The sequence below is a fragment of the Nonomuraea basaltis genome (genome assembly GCF_005893125.1).
GTDB classification, from domain to species: Bacteria; Actinomycetota; Actinomycetes; order Streptosporangiales; family Streptosporangiaceae; genus Nonomuraea; species Nonomuraea basaltis.
In genome coordinates, this window is sequence record NZ_VCJS01000166.1 from 13,852 (window position 1) to 28,501 (window position 14,650).

Sequence of the window (14,650 nt, forward strand, 5' to 3'; positions counted from 1 at the left end):
GACCGATATGGACGTGGAGGCCGAGTTGGGGGAGTTCCTGCGGTCGAGGCGGGCGCGCCTGCGCCCTGAGGACACCGGCCTTCCCGTGTACGGGGGCCGCCGCCGCGTGCCCGGCCTGCGCCGCGAGGAACTGGCCCAGCTCGCCGGGGTGAGCGCCGGCTACTACACCCGCCTCGAACAGGGCCAGAGCCCGAACGCCTCGGACGCCGTTCTCGACGCCGTCGCCCGCGTCCTGCGCCTGGACGAGGCCGAGCGCGCCCACCTGTATACATTGGCCCGGCCGAAGCCAAAGACCCGCAGACGCCCGAGCAGGCCGGAGCGAGCGCGGCCGGGCGTCCGCCTCATGATCAAGTCGTTCGAATCCGTGCCCGCCCTGGTCATGGGACGCTTCACGGACGTGCTCGCGTGGAATCCGATGGCACACGCCCTGCTGGCCGGACACCTGGACGTCGACGCACCCGCTCGTCCCGCCGACCGCCCCAACATCGCCCGCATGCTCTTTCTCGACCCGCATATGCGCGCGTTGTACGCCGACTGGCCCCGCAAGACCCGCTCCACAGTCGCCGACCTGCGCCTGATCGCCGGCCGGTATCCAGACGCGCCGGAGCTGGCCAGCCTGGTCGGCGAGCTCAGCGTGGCCAGCCCGGAGTTCGCGAAACAGTGGTCCGCGCATGCGGTGGCCGACTGCGAGACCGACGCCCGCACCTACCGCCATCCGCTGGTGGGCACCATGACGCTGATGACCGAGTTCATGACGCTGCCGAACGACGACGGGCAGCGTGTGGCCGTCTTCAACGCCGAGCCCGGCTCACCGTCCGAAGCCGCACTACGCCTGCTCGCCAGCCTGATCACCGCCGCGTGACTGGACGCCCGCTCCTCTGACCTCGAACGACCGCGCCCAGGAGTTCGGCACGCGCAACAGCGATGTGATCGTGGTGGGGCGGGGCTCGTCCCCGCCCCACCACGTACGAGATGGGGCCGCCGTGATTCCCTCAGGGGTTCCGTCGCCGTGTTCGAGCAGCTCAGAGCGCTGGCAGAGAATCCCAAGTCGTGCTCCTAGTCTGCTCCAAGTGCTTTTCAAGTCGTCATCCCTAACTTGGTCATCACAAGCACGACAGGTTCCACGGAAAACCGGGGGAACGAAGACACCGCCAAAGCGGTGAAAGGGGAAACAAAATGTCGAAGATCTCGCTGAACGACCTTGCGGTCGACGGTGCCGAGCTGACCGACGCCCAGCTGGGCGACGTGGCCGGCGGCCGGATGACCGTGTCCTGGTACATCAAGGGCCAGGCCGCCGAGTGGTGGGTCAGCTGACCCGTACCGGGCGAGTTGTGATCAGGAAGATTCGCGGGGGCCACGGCTCCTGAAATTGAGTTCAAGAACCATCCGTTCACCTTGATCTCCTTCCGCAGCGGCGGAGCGGGCCCGTCCCGCTCCGCCGTCTTCATACGGAGAGACACCGCGAGCGAGGCGACTGGAACATGATCCTCATACTGAGCGACCCTCTGGACGACACGGTCGACATGGTGATGCCGAAGCTGCTGCGCCGGAACATCCCGGTGACCTGGTGGGACAGCGGGGAGTTTCCCGCCAGGAGCCGGCTCACGGTGGCCTTCGCGGACGGAGAGCACCGCATCACCCTCCACACCGAGAACGGCACGCTCGATCTCTCGACGGTGACGGCGGTGTGGCGCAGGCGCCCGACCCCCTCGGCGGCGTCGGCCGGGGTGTCGGAGCCGAGCCATCGAGAGCACGTCGACTGGCAGGCCCAGTTCCTTCTGGACGGAGCGTGGGACCTGATCCCCGCCCGGTGGCTGCCCTCGCGGCGCGAGCCCGAGCGCCAGGCCCATAACAAGATCATTCATATGGCCCGCGCGGCGGCGCTGGGTTTCTCCATACCGGAGACGTCGTTCACCAACGATCCGGCCGAGCTGGTCCCGGCGTACGAGCGCGCCGAAGGCAGGCTCATCGCCAAGCAGATCAACTCCGATAACTTCACGATCGACGGCGAGGACCACCGCACGTACACGACCGTGCTGACCCGCCGTCACCTCACCTCACGGCACCTGCTCCAGCACGAGCCCGTGATCCTCCAGCCGTACGTGCCCAAGGCCGTGGAGCTGCGGGTGATCGTCGTGGCGGACGAGGTGTTCGCCGCCGAGATCGACTCGCAGGCCTCCCGGACGGCCAGGGAGGACTGGCGCCACTACGACGACGACCGGGTCAGGTACGCCGCGCACGCGCTTCCCGCGGACGTGGAAAAGCGATGCGTCGAGCTGGTCGCCTCGTTCGGGCTGACGTACGGGGCCATCGACCTGATCCTCACACCGGAAGGCGACTACGTCTTCCTGGAGATCAACCCCAACGGCGCCTGGGGGTTCATCGAGATGCGTACGGGCCTGCCCATCAGCGACGCCATCGCCGCCTGGCTCGCCCGCGACGAGACCGCCGGTCAGACGGCCGCCCATGCGAAGGCCCATGCGAAGGAGGAGGGAGAGTCCCATGAGTGACTTCGGCGCCGTACTGGAGTCCGCCGTCGAACTGCTGCGCGGGCTGCCCCGCAGGCGCGCCCACGTGGACGCGGCCCGCAGGACCGCCGCGGAGTGGACGGCCGAGAACCCGGGAACCGATGCCCAGCTCGTCGTCGACATCCGGCCCGGTACACCTGTGGTCGACTACGACCTCCTGCTCGCGCACCCGGACGGCGGGACGGTCGCGCTGACCGCCCCGGCCGACGAGGGCGTGCCCTGGCTGATCGAGCACTCGACCCACTGGGCGGCGGGCCAGCTGGTCAGCGTGGACCAGGTCCACCTGTCCGTGGCCCAGGCGCTCACCATGCTGCGCTCGCTCTCCCGTAACAACATGTCCCCGCACGACGAGATCGTCGAGCAGTGCCTGGTCCTCAACGAGGTGATGGCCGACGACGAGCCGCTGGCCGCTGAGGACCTCCAAGCGGCGGCCGACGAGTTCCGCAGAGGGCGCGGCCTGCACGACCGCGCGGCTACCGTCTCCTGGCTGGAGCAGGTCGGAATGTCCCTGCCGCAGTTCGAGGAGTATGTCGGCGGCATCGCCCGCCGCCGGAGGTTCCGGCGGCGCATGGAGGCGGAGCTCGCCCCGGCCTACCTCGCCACGCACCGCGCCGAGTTCGCCAGGGTACGGGCTCTGTGGGTGACGGGTCCGGCCCCCCTCGGCGCCACCGCGCCCGCCGAGCTGATTACCTCGCTCACGGCGGCCGCCGGTGAGGCCCAGGCGAGCGTCGGCGACCGGTGGGAGTACGAGCTGCCCGAGCCGCTGCGGGGCACCGAGCCCGGGAGCGTCGTCGGGCCCGTCCGGCATGAGAAGGGCTTCCTCACCGGCTCGGTGATCGAACGCCGGCCCGCCGAGGACGACCCCGCCACCCTGGCCGCCGCGGGGCAGGCCGCCTTCAACGCCTGGCTGGCCGAGCGCCGCGAGCGCGCGTCGATCGAATGGCACTGGTCGTGAGCCGCCCCATCTACCGTGAAGAGGCGCTGCGCCGGTACGCCGACCCCTCCACCCGGGAGAGCAGGCCGCTGGTCATCCGGCGAGAGTGGTTCTTGCTGCTCTGGGGGCTGGTCATCGTGCTCCTCGCCATCGGGGGCGGTCTCGCGCTCGTCGTGGCATCAAGGATTTCGTCATGAGCAGGCGCGTGCCGGTCCTGCTGCAGAACACCGTCTCCGAATGCGGGGCGGCGTGCCTGGCCATGGTGCTGTCGTTCCACGGGCACCGCGTCTCGCTCCACGAACTCACCGACCGGCTCCAGGTCGGCAGGGACGGGCTCACCGCGCTCGCCATCGTGGCGGGCGCCCGTGAGTCGGGGCTGACCGCCAAGGCCTTCTCCCTGGAACCCGATGACCTCGCCCGCATCCCCATGCCCGCCGTCGTCCACTGGGAGTTCAACCACTTCGTGGTGGTCGAGCGCTGGGCTCCCGATCGCGTCGACATCGTGGACCCCGCGCGCGGGCGGTGCAGGCTCACGGCGGAGGAGTTCAACGCCGGATTCACCGGCGTCCTGCTGGCCTTCGAGCCGGGCCCGACGTTCAGACGGGGGCGCTCCAGCGCGGCGAGCACGTGGCGGCGCCAGTTCCTGAAGAATCTCGTCATGCGCCGGCGGGGCCTGCTCGCGCAGGTCGTGCTCGCGTCGCTGCTGCTGCAGGCGCTCGGGCTGGTGCTGCCGCTGTTTTCGCAGGTGCTGGTGGACCGGGTGCTGCCCATGGGTGCCGACACGCTCCTTGGTGTGCTGGGCGCGGGCATCCTGCTCGCCACGGTGACGCAGTTCGTCGTGGGCGCGCTGCGGTCGGTCCTGTTGGTCGCGGTCAGGGCGGGCGCCGACGCCGAGCTGACCCGGGGAGTGGTCTCCCACCTGATCGCCCTGCCCTACCGCTACTTCGCGCTGCGAGGCACGGGAGACCTGGTCACCAGGGCGGGCAGCGTCGCGGTGCTCAGGGAGATGCTGACCGGCCAGATCTTGTCAGCCCTGCTGGACGGGCCGCTGGCGATCGGATATCTGATCCTGGTCTTCATACAGGACCCTCTGTTCGGTGCGTGCCTCCTCGGCGTCGCCCTCCTGCAGATCGTGCTGCTGCTGGCGACCAGCCGCCGGGTCAACTACCTCGCCCAGCAGGAACTGACCGCGTTCTCGGCGACGCAGAGCCAGCTGATCCAGGCCATCGGGGGAATCGAGACCCTCAAGGCGTCCGGGGCCGAGAAGCACGCGGTCGACCAATGGTCCAAGAACTTCACCGCCCAGCTCAACGCGGACATCCGCGGCGGCATCACCCAGGGCTTGCTGGAGGCGGCGCTCGCCGCCATCCGCGTGCTCGCCCCGCTCGGCCTGCTGTGGGTCGGGGCCTGGCGGGCACTGGACGGGGACCTCACCCTGGGCACGCTGCTCGCACTCAACGCCATCGCCGTCGGCGCGCTCACACCGCTGTCCTCGCTCATGTCGAGCATGCAGAGCCTCCAGCAGGCGGGCGCCCACTTCGACAGGCTCTCCGACATCCTGGCCTCCGACCCCGAACCGTCCGAAGGCATCGAGGTCCTCCGGCTGCGCGGCTCGGTCGAGCTGCGCGACATCGGCTTCCGGTACGACCCCCGGGCGCCGTGGACGCTCCAGGGCATCTCACTGAAGATCGAGCCCGGCCAGAAGGTCGCACTGGTCGGCTCCTCCGGGTCGGGCAAGAGCACACTGTCCCGGCTGCTGCTGGCGCTCCATACACCGACCACGGGCGAGATCCTTTATGACGGGGTGCCGGTGAGCGAGCTCAACCTGCGCACGCTGCGGCGGCAGTTCGGCGTCGTCACCCAGGACCCCTCGCTTTTCACCGGCACGATCAGGGAGAACATCGCGCTCAACGATCCCGACGCGTCCTTCGCCCGGATCGTCGAGGCGGCGAGGACGGCTCGCCTGGACGCCGAGATCCGCCAGATGCCGATGGGGTACGAGACCATGCTCACCGAGGGCGCCGGACTCTCGGGCGGCCAGCGGCAGCGGCTCGCCCTCGCGCGTGCCCTGCTCTCCCGGCCGAAGATCCTGCTGCTGGACGAGGCGACCAGCAACCTCGACAGCGAGAGCGAGGCGGCGATCGAGAGCCACCTCGCCCGGCTCACCCAGACCCGGATCGTCATCGCGCACCGGTTGAGCACGATCCGCGACGCGGATCTGATCTTGGTGGTCGACGGCGGCCGCATCGTGGAGCGGGGCACCCACGACCGGCTCCTGGCCCACGGAGGCCGTTACGCCGCCCTGGTGGCCGCCCAGACGGTGCGCGCGGCCTCGTCGTGACGGCCGGCCGACGCGGGCGGGTCGCACCGGAACTCGTGTCGGCGACACCCTCGTGGTGCCGTCCCCGGACCGACTCGGCTCGCTCATCGTCGGGGCTGAGACCGTCTCGATGAATTTTGCTTGGATCCGGGCGTCCGTTCCGAGCAATCATGTACCTCAGGCACCAGTTCGGAGACGCCTTCAGGTGAGGCGCACTCACCGACCTGGTGTGCGGGAGCCGTACGCCGGGCCGAACACCACCAGCAGTGCCAGGTCCTCGGTCACCTCTTCGAACCGGTGCTCCTCGCCCGCCGGCACGAAGATCACCGAACCGGGGCCCACCTCGGCCGCACCGTCCGGCGTCACGATCTTGGCCCGCCCCGCAGTGACCACGTAGATCTCGTCCTCGGTGTGCGGGCTCTGATCGTCGCGCCCGCCGGCCGGGATGCAGTACGTTCCCACCGACAGGTCCGGCACCCTCAACTGCTCCACCCAGTCGTTGGCCGCTCCGGCGGCGGGCGGCGTCCACACCCCCGCACCTTCGATGATCTGCATGGCAGAAGCGTACCTATAGCTGACCAGCGCCTGATCGTTGGCCAGAGCCTCCATGCGTTGAGCGCCGTTGCGCGTCACGGTTGAGCCCGAAGAGCTCTCTCGTGGCTTGGACGGCGTCGGGTCGTCCTTGAACGTGGAGGCGGCCGGTGGAGACGGCGGTGAGCGACGCGGCGGGATCGCGCCCGATCTCGGCGAGGGTCGCGGCATCGGCCAAGGTCAGGACCGCGTCGGGATCGTCGGCGTGGCCCGGGCAGGTGTGCAGCGCGCCGTCGGCGATGCGGGCGTGCATGGCGTCGGCGCCCACTCTGAACTCGACGGTGAGGGATAGGGCCTGGGCCCGCTCCGGCCGGAACATCGCCCGCAGCGACGGCGTGATCCAGTGGATCTGGAAGGCGTCGTCGTCGCCCTGCTCCCCGAGCAGGCGCATGCCGAACCGGGCCAGCTCGGTCATCGCCGGTTGCAGATCCCGGCCGAGCGGCGTCAGCTCGTACACCTTTGACGCGGCAGGCGCGGGGAGCGTGCGCCGACTGATGATTCCGGCTTCTTCCAGCACCTTCAGGCGGGTGGCGAGCATGTCGGTGGAGATGCCCGCGAGCCCGGCGAGCAGATCGACGTAACGTCTCGGCCCGTCGAGCAGCTCCCGGACGACCAGCAGGGACCAGCGCTCACCGACCACGTCGAGTGTCTTGGCCACCGCACAGTAGTGGCCGTAGGTCCGCGATGCCATGACGAGAGCCTACCGCAGGTCTTCTCGAATCAAAGCTTGCGCTCTGAAATTCAGATTAGATACTTGACTTTTCCAAGTGATCGTCTGAAGGTGGTGCAGCGGCAGGCGCCCAACAAGGCCTGCCGCCACGAACGGCCCGGGAGGACACCTCATGACCCTCGTCGACACCGACCCAGCCACCACCGCGGTCACGGTCGAGCACCTGTGCGACTTCGCCATCACGTTCCAGACCATGCAGACCTTCTCCACCCCACTGGGCACGCGCATGATCGCGGTCGTCGACCACGGGACCGTCGAGGGACCGCGGCTGCGCGGCGAGTTCCTGCCCGGCGGCGGCGACTGGATCATAGTCGGCTCCGACCGCGTCGCCCGCCTCGACGTCCGGGCGACGCTCCGCACCCATGACGACGAGCTGGTGTTCGTCACCGTCACCGGTCGCGCCTCGCTCTCGGACGAGGCGATCGGCCGACTGTGGGCCGGCGAGACCATCGGCTGGGACGAGATGCACGCGCGGTCGGCACCCCTGTTCGAGTCCGGCGCGGACCGCTACGCGTGGCTGAACTCCACCGTCGCCATCGCCGTCAACGAGCTGTCCCTCAACCACGTGCACTACCGCGTCTACAGCATTCAGTAATCCGGCCAGTGACAGGAGCCAGAGCACGCCATGCCCACCACCGCACCGCCCACATCCAACGTCAGCGCACTCTTCGACACCTACGTCGCGACCTTCGCCACCCACGACGTGGACGCGATCGTCGCGCTGCACTCGCCCGGAACCCAGTTCTGGCTGCACAACGGCGAGCAGCCCATCCACGGCCGGTCCGCGGTCCGCGACGCCTTCGCCGCGCTCTTCGCCCAATGGCCGGAGATGGGGTTCGACATCCACCGGGTCATCATCGGTGACCGCCACTGGGTTCTCGACTGGGCACTCACCGCCGTTCTCACCGGCCCGGACGGCGATCGACGCCCGATCCGCTTCGACTGCCTCGACGTGGTGACGCTCGACGAGAACGGGCTGGTCGAACGCAAGGACACCTTCATCGACCTCCCCCAGGCGCAGGCCGCGATCACCGCCGCATCCGCGGCCGGGTCCAGGGGTCACTCATGACACCGAAAGTCGGAGTGTTCCTGCCCGCCCGAGAATCACTCCTCAACGGCACCTCCATCGCCGGGGTGCTCGACTTCGCGGAACAGGCCGAGAAGGCCGGGTTCGACTCGGTGTGGACGGGTGACTCACTGCTCGCCACTCCCGTCCCCGAGCCACTGACCTTGCTGAGCGCGGCCGCGGCGCGAACGACCCGGATCACCATCGGCACCGCCGCCCTCCTGCCCGTCCTGCGCAACCCGATCACGCTCGCGGGACCGCCGGAGCCCGCCGGGCCGGCGAACGATTCGATGGCTTGCCTCGACACGACCACGCAACTGAGCCTCTCCAGGTAGTTCGTCGCGCGAATTGTAAGACGCTTGAATGTTACCCTGACCGAGTGATTAAAGATGATGCTGGCCAGATCGGGGTTGTGGCCGCGCTGGTACGGTCGACATTCTTGGTGAATGCCGTGTACGCCGATTCTGCCCGGGAGTACGGCCTCACCTCGCAGCAGGGTCAGCTGCTGTGCGTGCTGATGGCACAGCCGTACGGCATGAGCGAACTGGGTGCGGTGCTGGGGCTGGCGAAGTCGAGCCTGACCGGCCTGGTTGACCGCACCGAGCGCAACGGCCTGGTCGAGCGCAAACCGGACCCGCAGGACTCGCGTGCGGTGCGGGTCGCGCTCACCCGGCGGGGCAGCAGGCTCGTGGAGGAATTCTATGTCGAGACCTGCCGGCGCATCGAGCGACTGACAACGGGGCTCGCCGCCGCGGAACGCGACACGCTCGCCGAGCTGCTCGGCCAAGTCGTGCTGGACAACAAGGTTCCGGCGGTTTTCCTGGAGCCCGACGAAGGAGCCCGCGCCGATCGCAAGCCCTGAGACCGCCCCGCGCCCAAGACGAGAGTTGCAGTTCGAGCTACGAACCAATATGGTTCGTGACACGAACTGCAACTCTTTTGTCTGGAGGAATTCACCGCCCGCTTCACCGAACAGTTCGGCACCGCCAAAATAGCCCCTCGAATGAAAGGCAGAACGTTGTCTGTACAAGAAGTCGTCTTCGGCTTCGGCGCGCATTCCGGCATCGATGAGGTGCCGGAGCTGCTGCGCATGGCTCAGCAGGCCGACCGTGACGGGCTGGACATCCTCTCGCTGTCGGACCATCCCTACATCGGCGGGCGCCTGGACGCCTACGCCTCTCTCGGATTCATCCTCGGACGTACGCAGCGCATCTCCGGCTTCGCCAACGTCACCAACCTGCCGACCCGGCCTGCTCCCATGCTGGCACGGACGGTGACGTCGCTGTCGGCGCTGTCGGGCGGTCGCATCGTGCTCGGCATGGGCGCGGGCGGGCTGTGGGATCGGATCTCCGACATGGGAGTGCCGCGGCTGTCACCGGGCGATGCCGTGGACGCCTTCGAGGAGGCGATCGTCCTGGTCAAGTCGCTGTCGGGTGGCGGTCCGCCGGTCACCTACCGGGGCCGCCACTACCAGGTGGAACAGATCGAGCCGGCTCCTGTCGCCGCGCCCCCCGTGTGGACCGGATCGGTGGGCCCGAAATCCCTGGCCGCCACCGGCCGGGTGGCCGACGGCTGGATCCCCGGCCACGCGGCGGATTGGCTCAGCGAGCGATACCGGGGGTCGCGACCGATCATCGACGAAGCGGCGGCCGCCGTGGGCCGCGATCCGCGTGAGATCCGCACGGTCTTCAACTTCCCCGGACGCATCACCGATCGGCCGCTGCCTGCCACGCGTGACCGCGACGGCCGTTGGATCGGCGGCTCCGTCGGCCAATGGGCCGAAGAGCTGACCGGAGCCGTGCTGGAGCACGGCGCGTCGGGCTTCATGCTCTTCTCCGCCGGTCACGGTGCACCGGACCCTGTCTTCCTCGGCCGCTGGGCCAGCGAGATCGTCCCAGCCGTACGCGAAGCGATCGCGAAGGAAAACGGCTGAGAGCCCGTCACACGAGCCGGCTGGGTCGACGGTTGAGGAGGAGGCGCTGTCCCGGCCTGCGATCACCGGGGAGGCCGTCGTGGAGATCCTGGGTGAACAGATGGCCGGACCGATCAGGAATCGAGAAGCACCGCTCACCGAGCCGCAGATAACGTGACGGCCATGGACATCACCATTCACACGAGCTTCCTCCCGCATGACGACCCGGACGCCTCCCTGGCCTTCTACCGCGACACCCTCGGCTTCGAGGTACGCAGCGACGTCGGACACGGCAAGATGCGCTGGATCACGGTCGGCCCTGTCGACCAGCCCGGCACGTCCATCCTCCTGGCGCCGCCGGCCGCCGATCCCGGCATCACCGAGGACGAGCGCCGCACCATCATCGAGATGATGGCCAAGGGCACCTACGGCTGGATCCTGCTGGCAACCCGGGACCTCAACGGCACCTTCGAGAAGCTGCAGGCCGGCAACGCCGAGGTCGTCCAGGAGCCGACGGAGCAGCCGTACGGCATCCGCGACTGCGCCTTCCGCGATCCCGCGGGCAACCTGGTCCGCATCCAGGAGGTTCGCTGAGCCGTTCAGCCATCGATTTGGCCATGATGGCCGCCGCAGAGAATGCGGCGGCCGGCGCTGCCAGGCCTCCGTCCTCGATACACCCTCACCGGCGAGCACCTCGGCATGTACCCAGGTGCTCGCGAACATCGATGAAAGGAGTTCTCTCATGTGTCATCCCGCATGGGGGCGCGCACTTACCGCGGCAGAGCGTCTGAACGACCTCGCGCGACTGCGCCGCGTCCGCGACCGGATCGACCGGGAGTACGCGCAGCCACTGAACGTCGAGGCGCTCGCCTGCGGCGCGCACATGTCGGCCGGGCACCTCAGCCGCCAGTTCCGGCTCGCCTACGGCGAGTCGCCGTACGCCTATCTGATGACGCGGCGCATCGAGCGCGCGATGGCGCTGCTGCGTCGTGGCGACCTCAGCGTCACCGAGGTCTGCTTCGCGGTCGGCTGCTCGTCGCTGGGCACCTTCAGCACCCGCTTCACCGAGCTGGTCGGCATGCCGCCCAGCGCCTACCAGCGCCGGGCGGCGGGCGTCGCGGCGGGGATGCCGTCGTGCGTGGCGAAACAGGTGACCAGACCGGTCAGGAATCGAGAAGCACCGGTCACCGAGCCGCAACTAGCGTGACGGCCATGACTTCCATCGAATCCGTCACCCTCGAGGTGGCCGACCCCACGGCCGCCAACCGCTTCTACACCGCCTTCGGTCTGGGCACTCAGGTGCGCCTGCGGGCCTCGGAGGCGCCGACGACCGGCTTCCGCGGGTTCGCGCTGTCGCTCACGGTGTCCCAGCCGGCCACCGTCAACGGCTTCATCGGCGCCGCCCTCGACGCCGGTGCCACACCGCTGAAGCCGGTCGCGAAGTCGTTCTGGGGCTACGGCGGCGTCGTACAGGCCCCGGACGGGACGATCTGGAAGGTCGCGACGTCGGCGAAGAAGGACACCGGCCCGGCCACCCGGCAAATCGACGAGATCGTGCTCCTGCTGGGAGCCGCGGACGTGGCCGCGAGCAAGCGGTTCTACGTTGACCACGGCCTCGTCGTGGCGAAGAGCTTCGGCCGCAAGTACGTCGAGTTCGCCACTGCGTCGAGCCCGGTCAAGCTGGCGCTGTACGGGCGCCGTGCCCTTGCCAAGGATGTCGGCGTCCCCATGGACGGCACCGGATCGCACCGGATCATGCTCGGCAGCGATGCCGGGTCTTTCACCGACCCGGACGGGTTTGCGTGGGAGACCGCATCGCTGACAAGCACGCCCTGACTTGCCACTGCTGTCTGCCCGCCCCGGCCGCCGATCACGAGACGGCCGCCGCGCTCGCCGCCGACCTGGTCCTCCGCCATCCCGATGCAGTAGTGCGGTAACTCAGGCGTCGCCGGTGTCTCCACGCAGAGCCGCCGCGAAGCGCCGACCCGGCGTCGGGTCGACCCCGAAGCGCTCGGCGTAGCGTTCGTGAATTTCCTCCCACCGCTCGTGTGCTTCCTCTTCGGAGAGGTCCTTGCCGGCGAGATGAGGCTCGAGCCGCGAGAGGTAGGCCTCCCAGCCGGTAGCGGTCTGCGCTGAGAGGTCGCGGTCGTCGATGACATGGATAAAGATCAAGCGACAGCCGTCTCCGTCAGCGGCCAGATCGAAGCTGTACGGCTGGCCGGCGTAGACCCAAGCCAGGCGATGGGGTGGATCGACCTCGGTCACCTCGACGGTCGCGCCGCCGGCCTCAAAGGTCTCACCCACCGCCGGTGTCCAGTCGACGGCTGCGGGAAACCAGCGCTCGAGCTCTGCCGGCACGCTGACAGCTCGCCACACGCGCTCGACCGGGTAGGGGAGCGTGCGCTCGAAGCGCAGCGCTGGGCGACCGTCGATCGTTTCCAGGGTTCCGTGAATCATGGGTTCTCCTCCAGGTGTTGTTCCAGGGCGTCGAGGCGCCTGGACCAGAACACGCGATAGGGCTCCAGCCACTGGTCGACCTCGGCAAGGGGTTCTGGGCGCAGCGCGTACACACGCTGCTTGCCATCCGTGCGCACCACGACGAGTCCGGCCTCGCGCAATACCTTGAGGTGCTTGGACACGCCGGGCTGACTGAGATCAAGGCGTTTCACCAGCTCTCCAACGGGCCGCTCACCATCACGCAGCAGGTCGAGAATCTGCCTGCGGTGCGGCTCAGCCAGGGCTGCATAGGCGCTCACGTGCTTATATTACCAGATGGAAATATGAACCTGCAACCCAGGGCCGGGTCAGCCCCCCGATGGCCCGCCATCAGCCGCTCTGGGTCAGCCGATCGGCGTACCTCTGATAGCCGATCCAGCTCGCAGATCACCAGCCTCACTTGCAGTAATAGACCGGACTCACCGTGTCCGCCTGGCGCTCGTACTCGTTGTCGCAGCCGTCGAACACGCCGCCCTCATGCCAGTAATACACGGCCGTGGGTGCGGTGGTCGCGCCCTGGGAACGAGTACCGGCCCTCACTCAGGGTGCGGTGGCGGTCGCGAACACGCGGCGCAGCGAGTCGAACGTGTCCAAGGAGCGCCGCCCCTCGGCCTGCAGCGACCTCACCGCCGCGTCGGAGTCAACCGCCGTGATCGCCTCTTCCCAAATCGCTCGCTCGGCCTGGCGCCATTCGGGCTTCTCATGCACCTCCACGTCGACGAACCCGGCCTCCGTCAGGTCCCGCCGGAGGTTCACCCTGTGGATGCGCGGCGGGACCCGCTCGTCGGACGGATCGACGGCTTCCCAGCACGTCAGGGCGACTCGGCCGCCGGAGGTCAGGAGTCGGCGGAATTCGAGCAGTGCGGCAAGTGGTGGCTCGGCAAACTGCACCGAGTCCACGCACATCACCCCGTCCGCGATGCCCGTGGGCAGGCCGGTCGCGAGCAGGGTCCCGATCCGGAACTCGGACCGGCCGACGGGCAGCCGGCGGGCGCTGACCGACCTTGCCTGCTCCAAGGCCACGGCTGAGAAGTCCACTCCGACCAGGCGTGCGCCGGTACGTCGGGCGGCCTCGATGCCGTAGCCGCCGCGCCCACAGGCGATGTCGAGCAACAGGCCGTCCTGCGGCAGGCGCAGCTCCTCGGTCACCTCGGCGACGCCCTGCAAAGTGAGGACGCCGGCGAACTGCAGTTCCGGCGGCAGGCCCAGGGCGCGGGCAATGATGGCGTCACGAGCGAGCGAGTCGGCCATGTCCGTATACCACTGGTCGAAGTACGCGGCGTCACGCATCGCCGCCACCACCGGCTTATCTGATGTCATGCAGACATTATCCTGGTTGCGCCCGTCGGGTACGGGGCGAAGGCGCCGCGCACGCTCAGTATGGCGCCCTCCAGCGTGGCGGCGTGCTCTGCGCTGTGACCCGGATTCAGTCGTCGCAGAGGGGGCCTCTGGCATGCCGCCCTCAACACAAATGATCCACATTTTGTGCCATTCGCGTTGACAACGGCCTTATTCCGATCGATGCTTTCTTCGCTGCGCGCCCATCTTTTGACCATCATGCCCAATATTTGGGCATCCCGGGAGAAGTTCACGCCGTGTTCGCGATGCATTGCCTGAAACCCGAGGCCGGACCTGCCGCCGCCTTAACAAGGCGCCCCATGGAGGGCGGCCCGGGCCCGGGAGCCACCAAGGAGAGGGGCGTCGCGCGGTGCCGTAACGGCACGCCGACCTGCCCTTCACCGCCAATCGGAGCGAGCGCGCGGTGACCGCCGTCACCGACCTCACGAGCAGGCTGCTTTCCGGCTGGTGCGATCTGCCCTGCTCCCCGATCGCGTCATCAATCGCCCGCCGCTGGGTGTCGGCGATGCTCGCCTCCTGGGAGCTGCCTCTCTGCGCCGCCAACGAGGCGACGATCGCCGAGCTGACCAGCGAGCTCGTCACGAACGCGGTCCAGCACGCCGCGCCGCCCGCTCGCGGATTCTCCGACATAAGGATCAACGTGCGGGTGGGGGACGCCACGGTCTGGCTGGCGGTCTGCGACCCCGATCCCACCCCTGTCTCTCATACACATCT

Annotated in this window: 21 protein-coding genes; 15 read left to right on the top strand and 6 right to left on the bottom strand. The window is 68.7% G+C overall.

The annotated features are described in order from the left end of the window. Positions 1-7 precede the first annotated feature (7 nt). From EJK15_RS48715 to EJK15_RS48735, 6 genes are all read left to right on the top strand, one after another. Entirely contained in the window at positions 8-862 is an 855-nt protein-coding gene (locus EJK15_RS48715) for a helix-turn-helix transcriptional regulator (protein WP_138717282.1), read from the top strand. A gap of 314 nt (positions 863-1,176) precedes the next feature. Beyond that, entirely contained in the window at positions 1,177-1,314 is a 138-nt protein-coding gene (locus EJK15_RS71500; RefSeq protein ID WP_171074962.1) for a hypothetical protein, read from the top strand. Between the two features lie 167 nt (positions 1,315-1,481). Beyond that, positions 1,482-2,510 (top strand): MvdC/MvdD family ATP grasp protein, encoded by a 1,029-nt coding sequence (locus tag EJK15_RS48720; protein ID WP_138717283.1) that lies wholly within the window; start codon positions 1,482-1,484, stop codon positions 2,508-2,510. Continuing rightward, the gene (locus EJK15_RS48725; protein WP_171074963.1) at positions 2,503-3,483 is read left to right on the top strand and encodes a TIGR04500 family putative peptide maturation system protein; all 981 of its coding nucleotides are present in this window, start codon (positions 2,503-2,505) and stop codon (positions 3,481-3,483) included. The genes EJK15_RS48720 and EJK15_RS48725 overlap by 8 nt, the downstream gene beginning before the upstream one ends. Further along, on the top strand, positions 3,468-3,659 hold the full coding sequence (locus tag EJK15_RS48730; protein ID WP_138717285.1) for a hypothetical protein: 192 nt from the start codon (positions 3,468-3,470) through the stop codon (positions 3,657-3,659). Before EJK15_RS48725 ends, EJK15_RS48730 begins: the two co-directional genes overlap by 16 nt. Then, complete coding sequence (locus EJK15_RS48735) at positions 3,656-5,803, top strand: peptidase domain-containing ABC transporter (RefSeq protein WP_138717286.1); 2,148 nt, start codon at positions 3,656-3,658, stop codon at positions 5,801-5,803. The genes EJK15_RS48730 and EJK15_RS48735 overlap by 4 nt, the downstream gene beginning before the upstream one ends. 195 nt (positions 5,804-5,998) lie before the next feature. Here the strand turns inward: EJK15_RS48735 and EJK15_RS48740 are convergent, their stop codons facing one another. Then, complete coding sequence (locus EJK15_RS48740; RefSeq protein ID WP_138717287.1) at positions 5,999-6,337, bottom strand: cupin domain-containing protein; 339 nt, start codon at positions 6,335-6,337, stop codon at positions 5,999-6,001. A 13-nt stretch (positions 6,338-6,350) separates the two neighbouring features. Next, positions 6,351-7,064 (bottom strand): winged helix-turn-helix transcriptional regulator, encoded by a 714-nt coding sequence (locus tag EJK15_RS48745; protein WP_138717288.1) that lies wholly within the window; start codon positions 7,062-7,064, stop codon positions 6,351-6,353. A gap of 151 nt (positions 7,065-7,215) precedes the next feature. Between EJK15_RS48745 and EJK15_RS48750 the strand changes: the two genes are divergently transcribed. From EJK15_RS48750 to EJK15_RS48785, 8 genes are all read left to right on the top strand, one after another. After that, positions 7,216-7,698 carry a DUF3237 domain-containing protein gene (locus tag EJK15_RS48750; RefSeq protein ID WP_138717289.1) on the top strand — a complete coding sequence of 161 codons (483 nt, stop codon included), beginning with the start codon at positions 7,216-7,218 and terminating at the stop codon, positions 7,696-7,698. Between the two features lie 30 nt (positions 7,699-7,728). Further along, entirely contained in the window at positions 7,729-8,172 is a 444-nt protein-coding gene (locus EJK15_RS48755) for a nuclear transport factor 2 family protein (RefSeq protein WP_138717290.1), read from the top strand. Further along, positions 8,169-8,504: an LLM class flavin-dependent oxidoreductase gene (locus EJK15_RS48760; protein ID WP_138717291.1), complete on the top strand. Its 336-nt coding sequence runs from the start codon at positions 8,169-8,171 to the stop codon at positions 8,502-8,504. Before EJK15_RS48755 ends, EJK15_RS48760 begins: the two co-directional genes overlap by 4 nt. A 77-nt stretch (positions 8,505-8,581) precedes the next feature. Beyond that, positions 8,582-9,031 carry a MarR family winged helix-turn-helix transcriptional regulator gene (locus EJK15_RS48765; protein WP_240777691.1) on the top strand — a complete coding sequence of 150 codons (450 nt, stop codon included), beginning with the start codon at positions 8,582-8,584 and terminating at the stop codon, positions 9,029-9,031. 156 nt (positions 9,032-9,187) lie between these two features. Beyond that, complete coding sequence (locus tag EJK15_RS48770; RefSeq protein WP_138717292.1) at positions 9,188-10,102, top strand: LLM class flavin-dependent oxidoreductase; 915 nt, start codon at positions 9,188-9,190, stop codon at positions 10,100-10,102. 162 nt (positions 10,103-10,264) lie between these two features. Next, entirely contained in the window at positions 10,265-10,675 is a 411-nt protein-coding gene (locus EJK15_RS48775; protein ID WP_138717293.1) for a VOC family protein, read from the top strand. A 148-nt stretch (positions 10,676-10,823) separates the two neighbouring features. After that, the gene (locus EJK15_RS48780; protein WP_138717294.1) at positions 10,824-11,288 is read left to right on the top strand and encodes a helix-turn-helix transcriptional regulator; all 465 of its coding nucleotides are present in this window, start codon (positions 10,824-10,826) and stop codon (positions 11,286-11,288) included. Positions 11,289-11,293: 5 nt separating this feature from the next. Continuing rightward, positions 11,294-11,917 carry a VOC family protein gene (locus EJK15_RS48785; RefSeq protein WP_138717295.1) on the top strand — a complete coding sequence of 208 codons (624 nt, stop codon included), beginning with the start codon at positions 11,294-11,296 and terminating at the stop codon, positions 11,915-11,917. 102 nt (positions 11,918-12,019) lie between these two features. Here the strand turns inward: EJK15_RS48785 and EJK15_RS48790 are convergent, their stop codons facing one another. From EJK15_RS48790 to EJK15_RS48800, 4 genes are all read right to left on the bottom strand, one after another. Further along, on the bottom strand, positions 12,020-12,538 hold the full coding sequence (locus EJK15_RS48790) for an SRPBCC domain-containing protein (RefSeq protein ID WP_138717296.1): 519 nt from the start codon (positions 12,536-12,538) through the stop codon (positions 12,020-12,022). After that, positions 12,535-12,837 (bottom strand): ArsR/SmtB family transcription factor, encoded by a 303-nt coding sequence (locus EJK15_RS48795; RefSeq protein WP_138717297.1) that lies wholly within the window; start codon positions 12,835-12,837, stop codon positions 12,535-12,537. The genes EJK15_RS48790 and EJK15_RS48795 overlap by 4 nt, the downstream gene beginning before the upstream one ends. 136 nt (positions 12,838-12,973) lie before the next feature. Beyond that, entirely contained in the window at positions 12,974-13,117 is a 144-nt protein-coding gene (locus EJK15_RS71505; protein WP_171074964.1) for a hypothetical protein, read from the bottom strand. Further along, a complete protein-coding gene (locus EJK15_RS48800) occupies positions 13,118-13,897 on the bottom strand; it encodes a class I SAM-dependent methyltransferase (RefSeq protein ID WP_171074965.1) in 780 nt (259 codons plus the stop codon). A 442-nt stretch (positions 13,898-14,339) separates the two neighbouring features. On the opposite strand from EJK15_RS48800, the gene EJK15_RS48805 reads away from it, so the two are divergent. Further along, positions 14,340-14,650: ATP-binding protein (locus tag EJK15_RS48805; RefSeq protein ID WP_240777692.1), on the top strand; the 311-nt coding region annotated here is incomplete at its 3' end.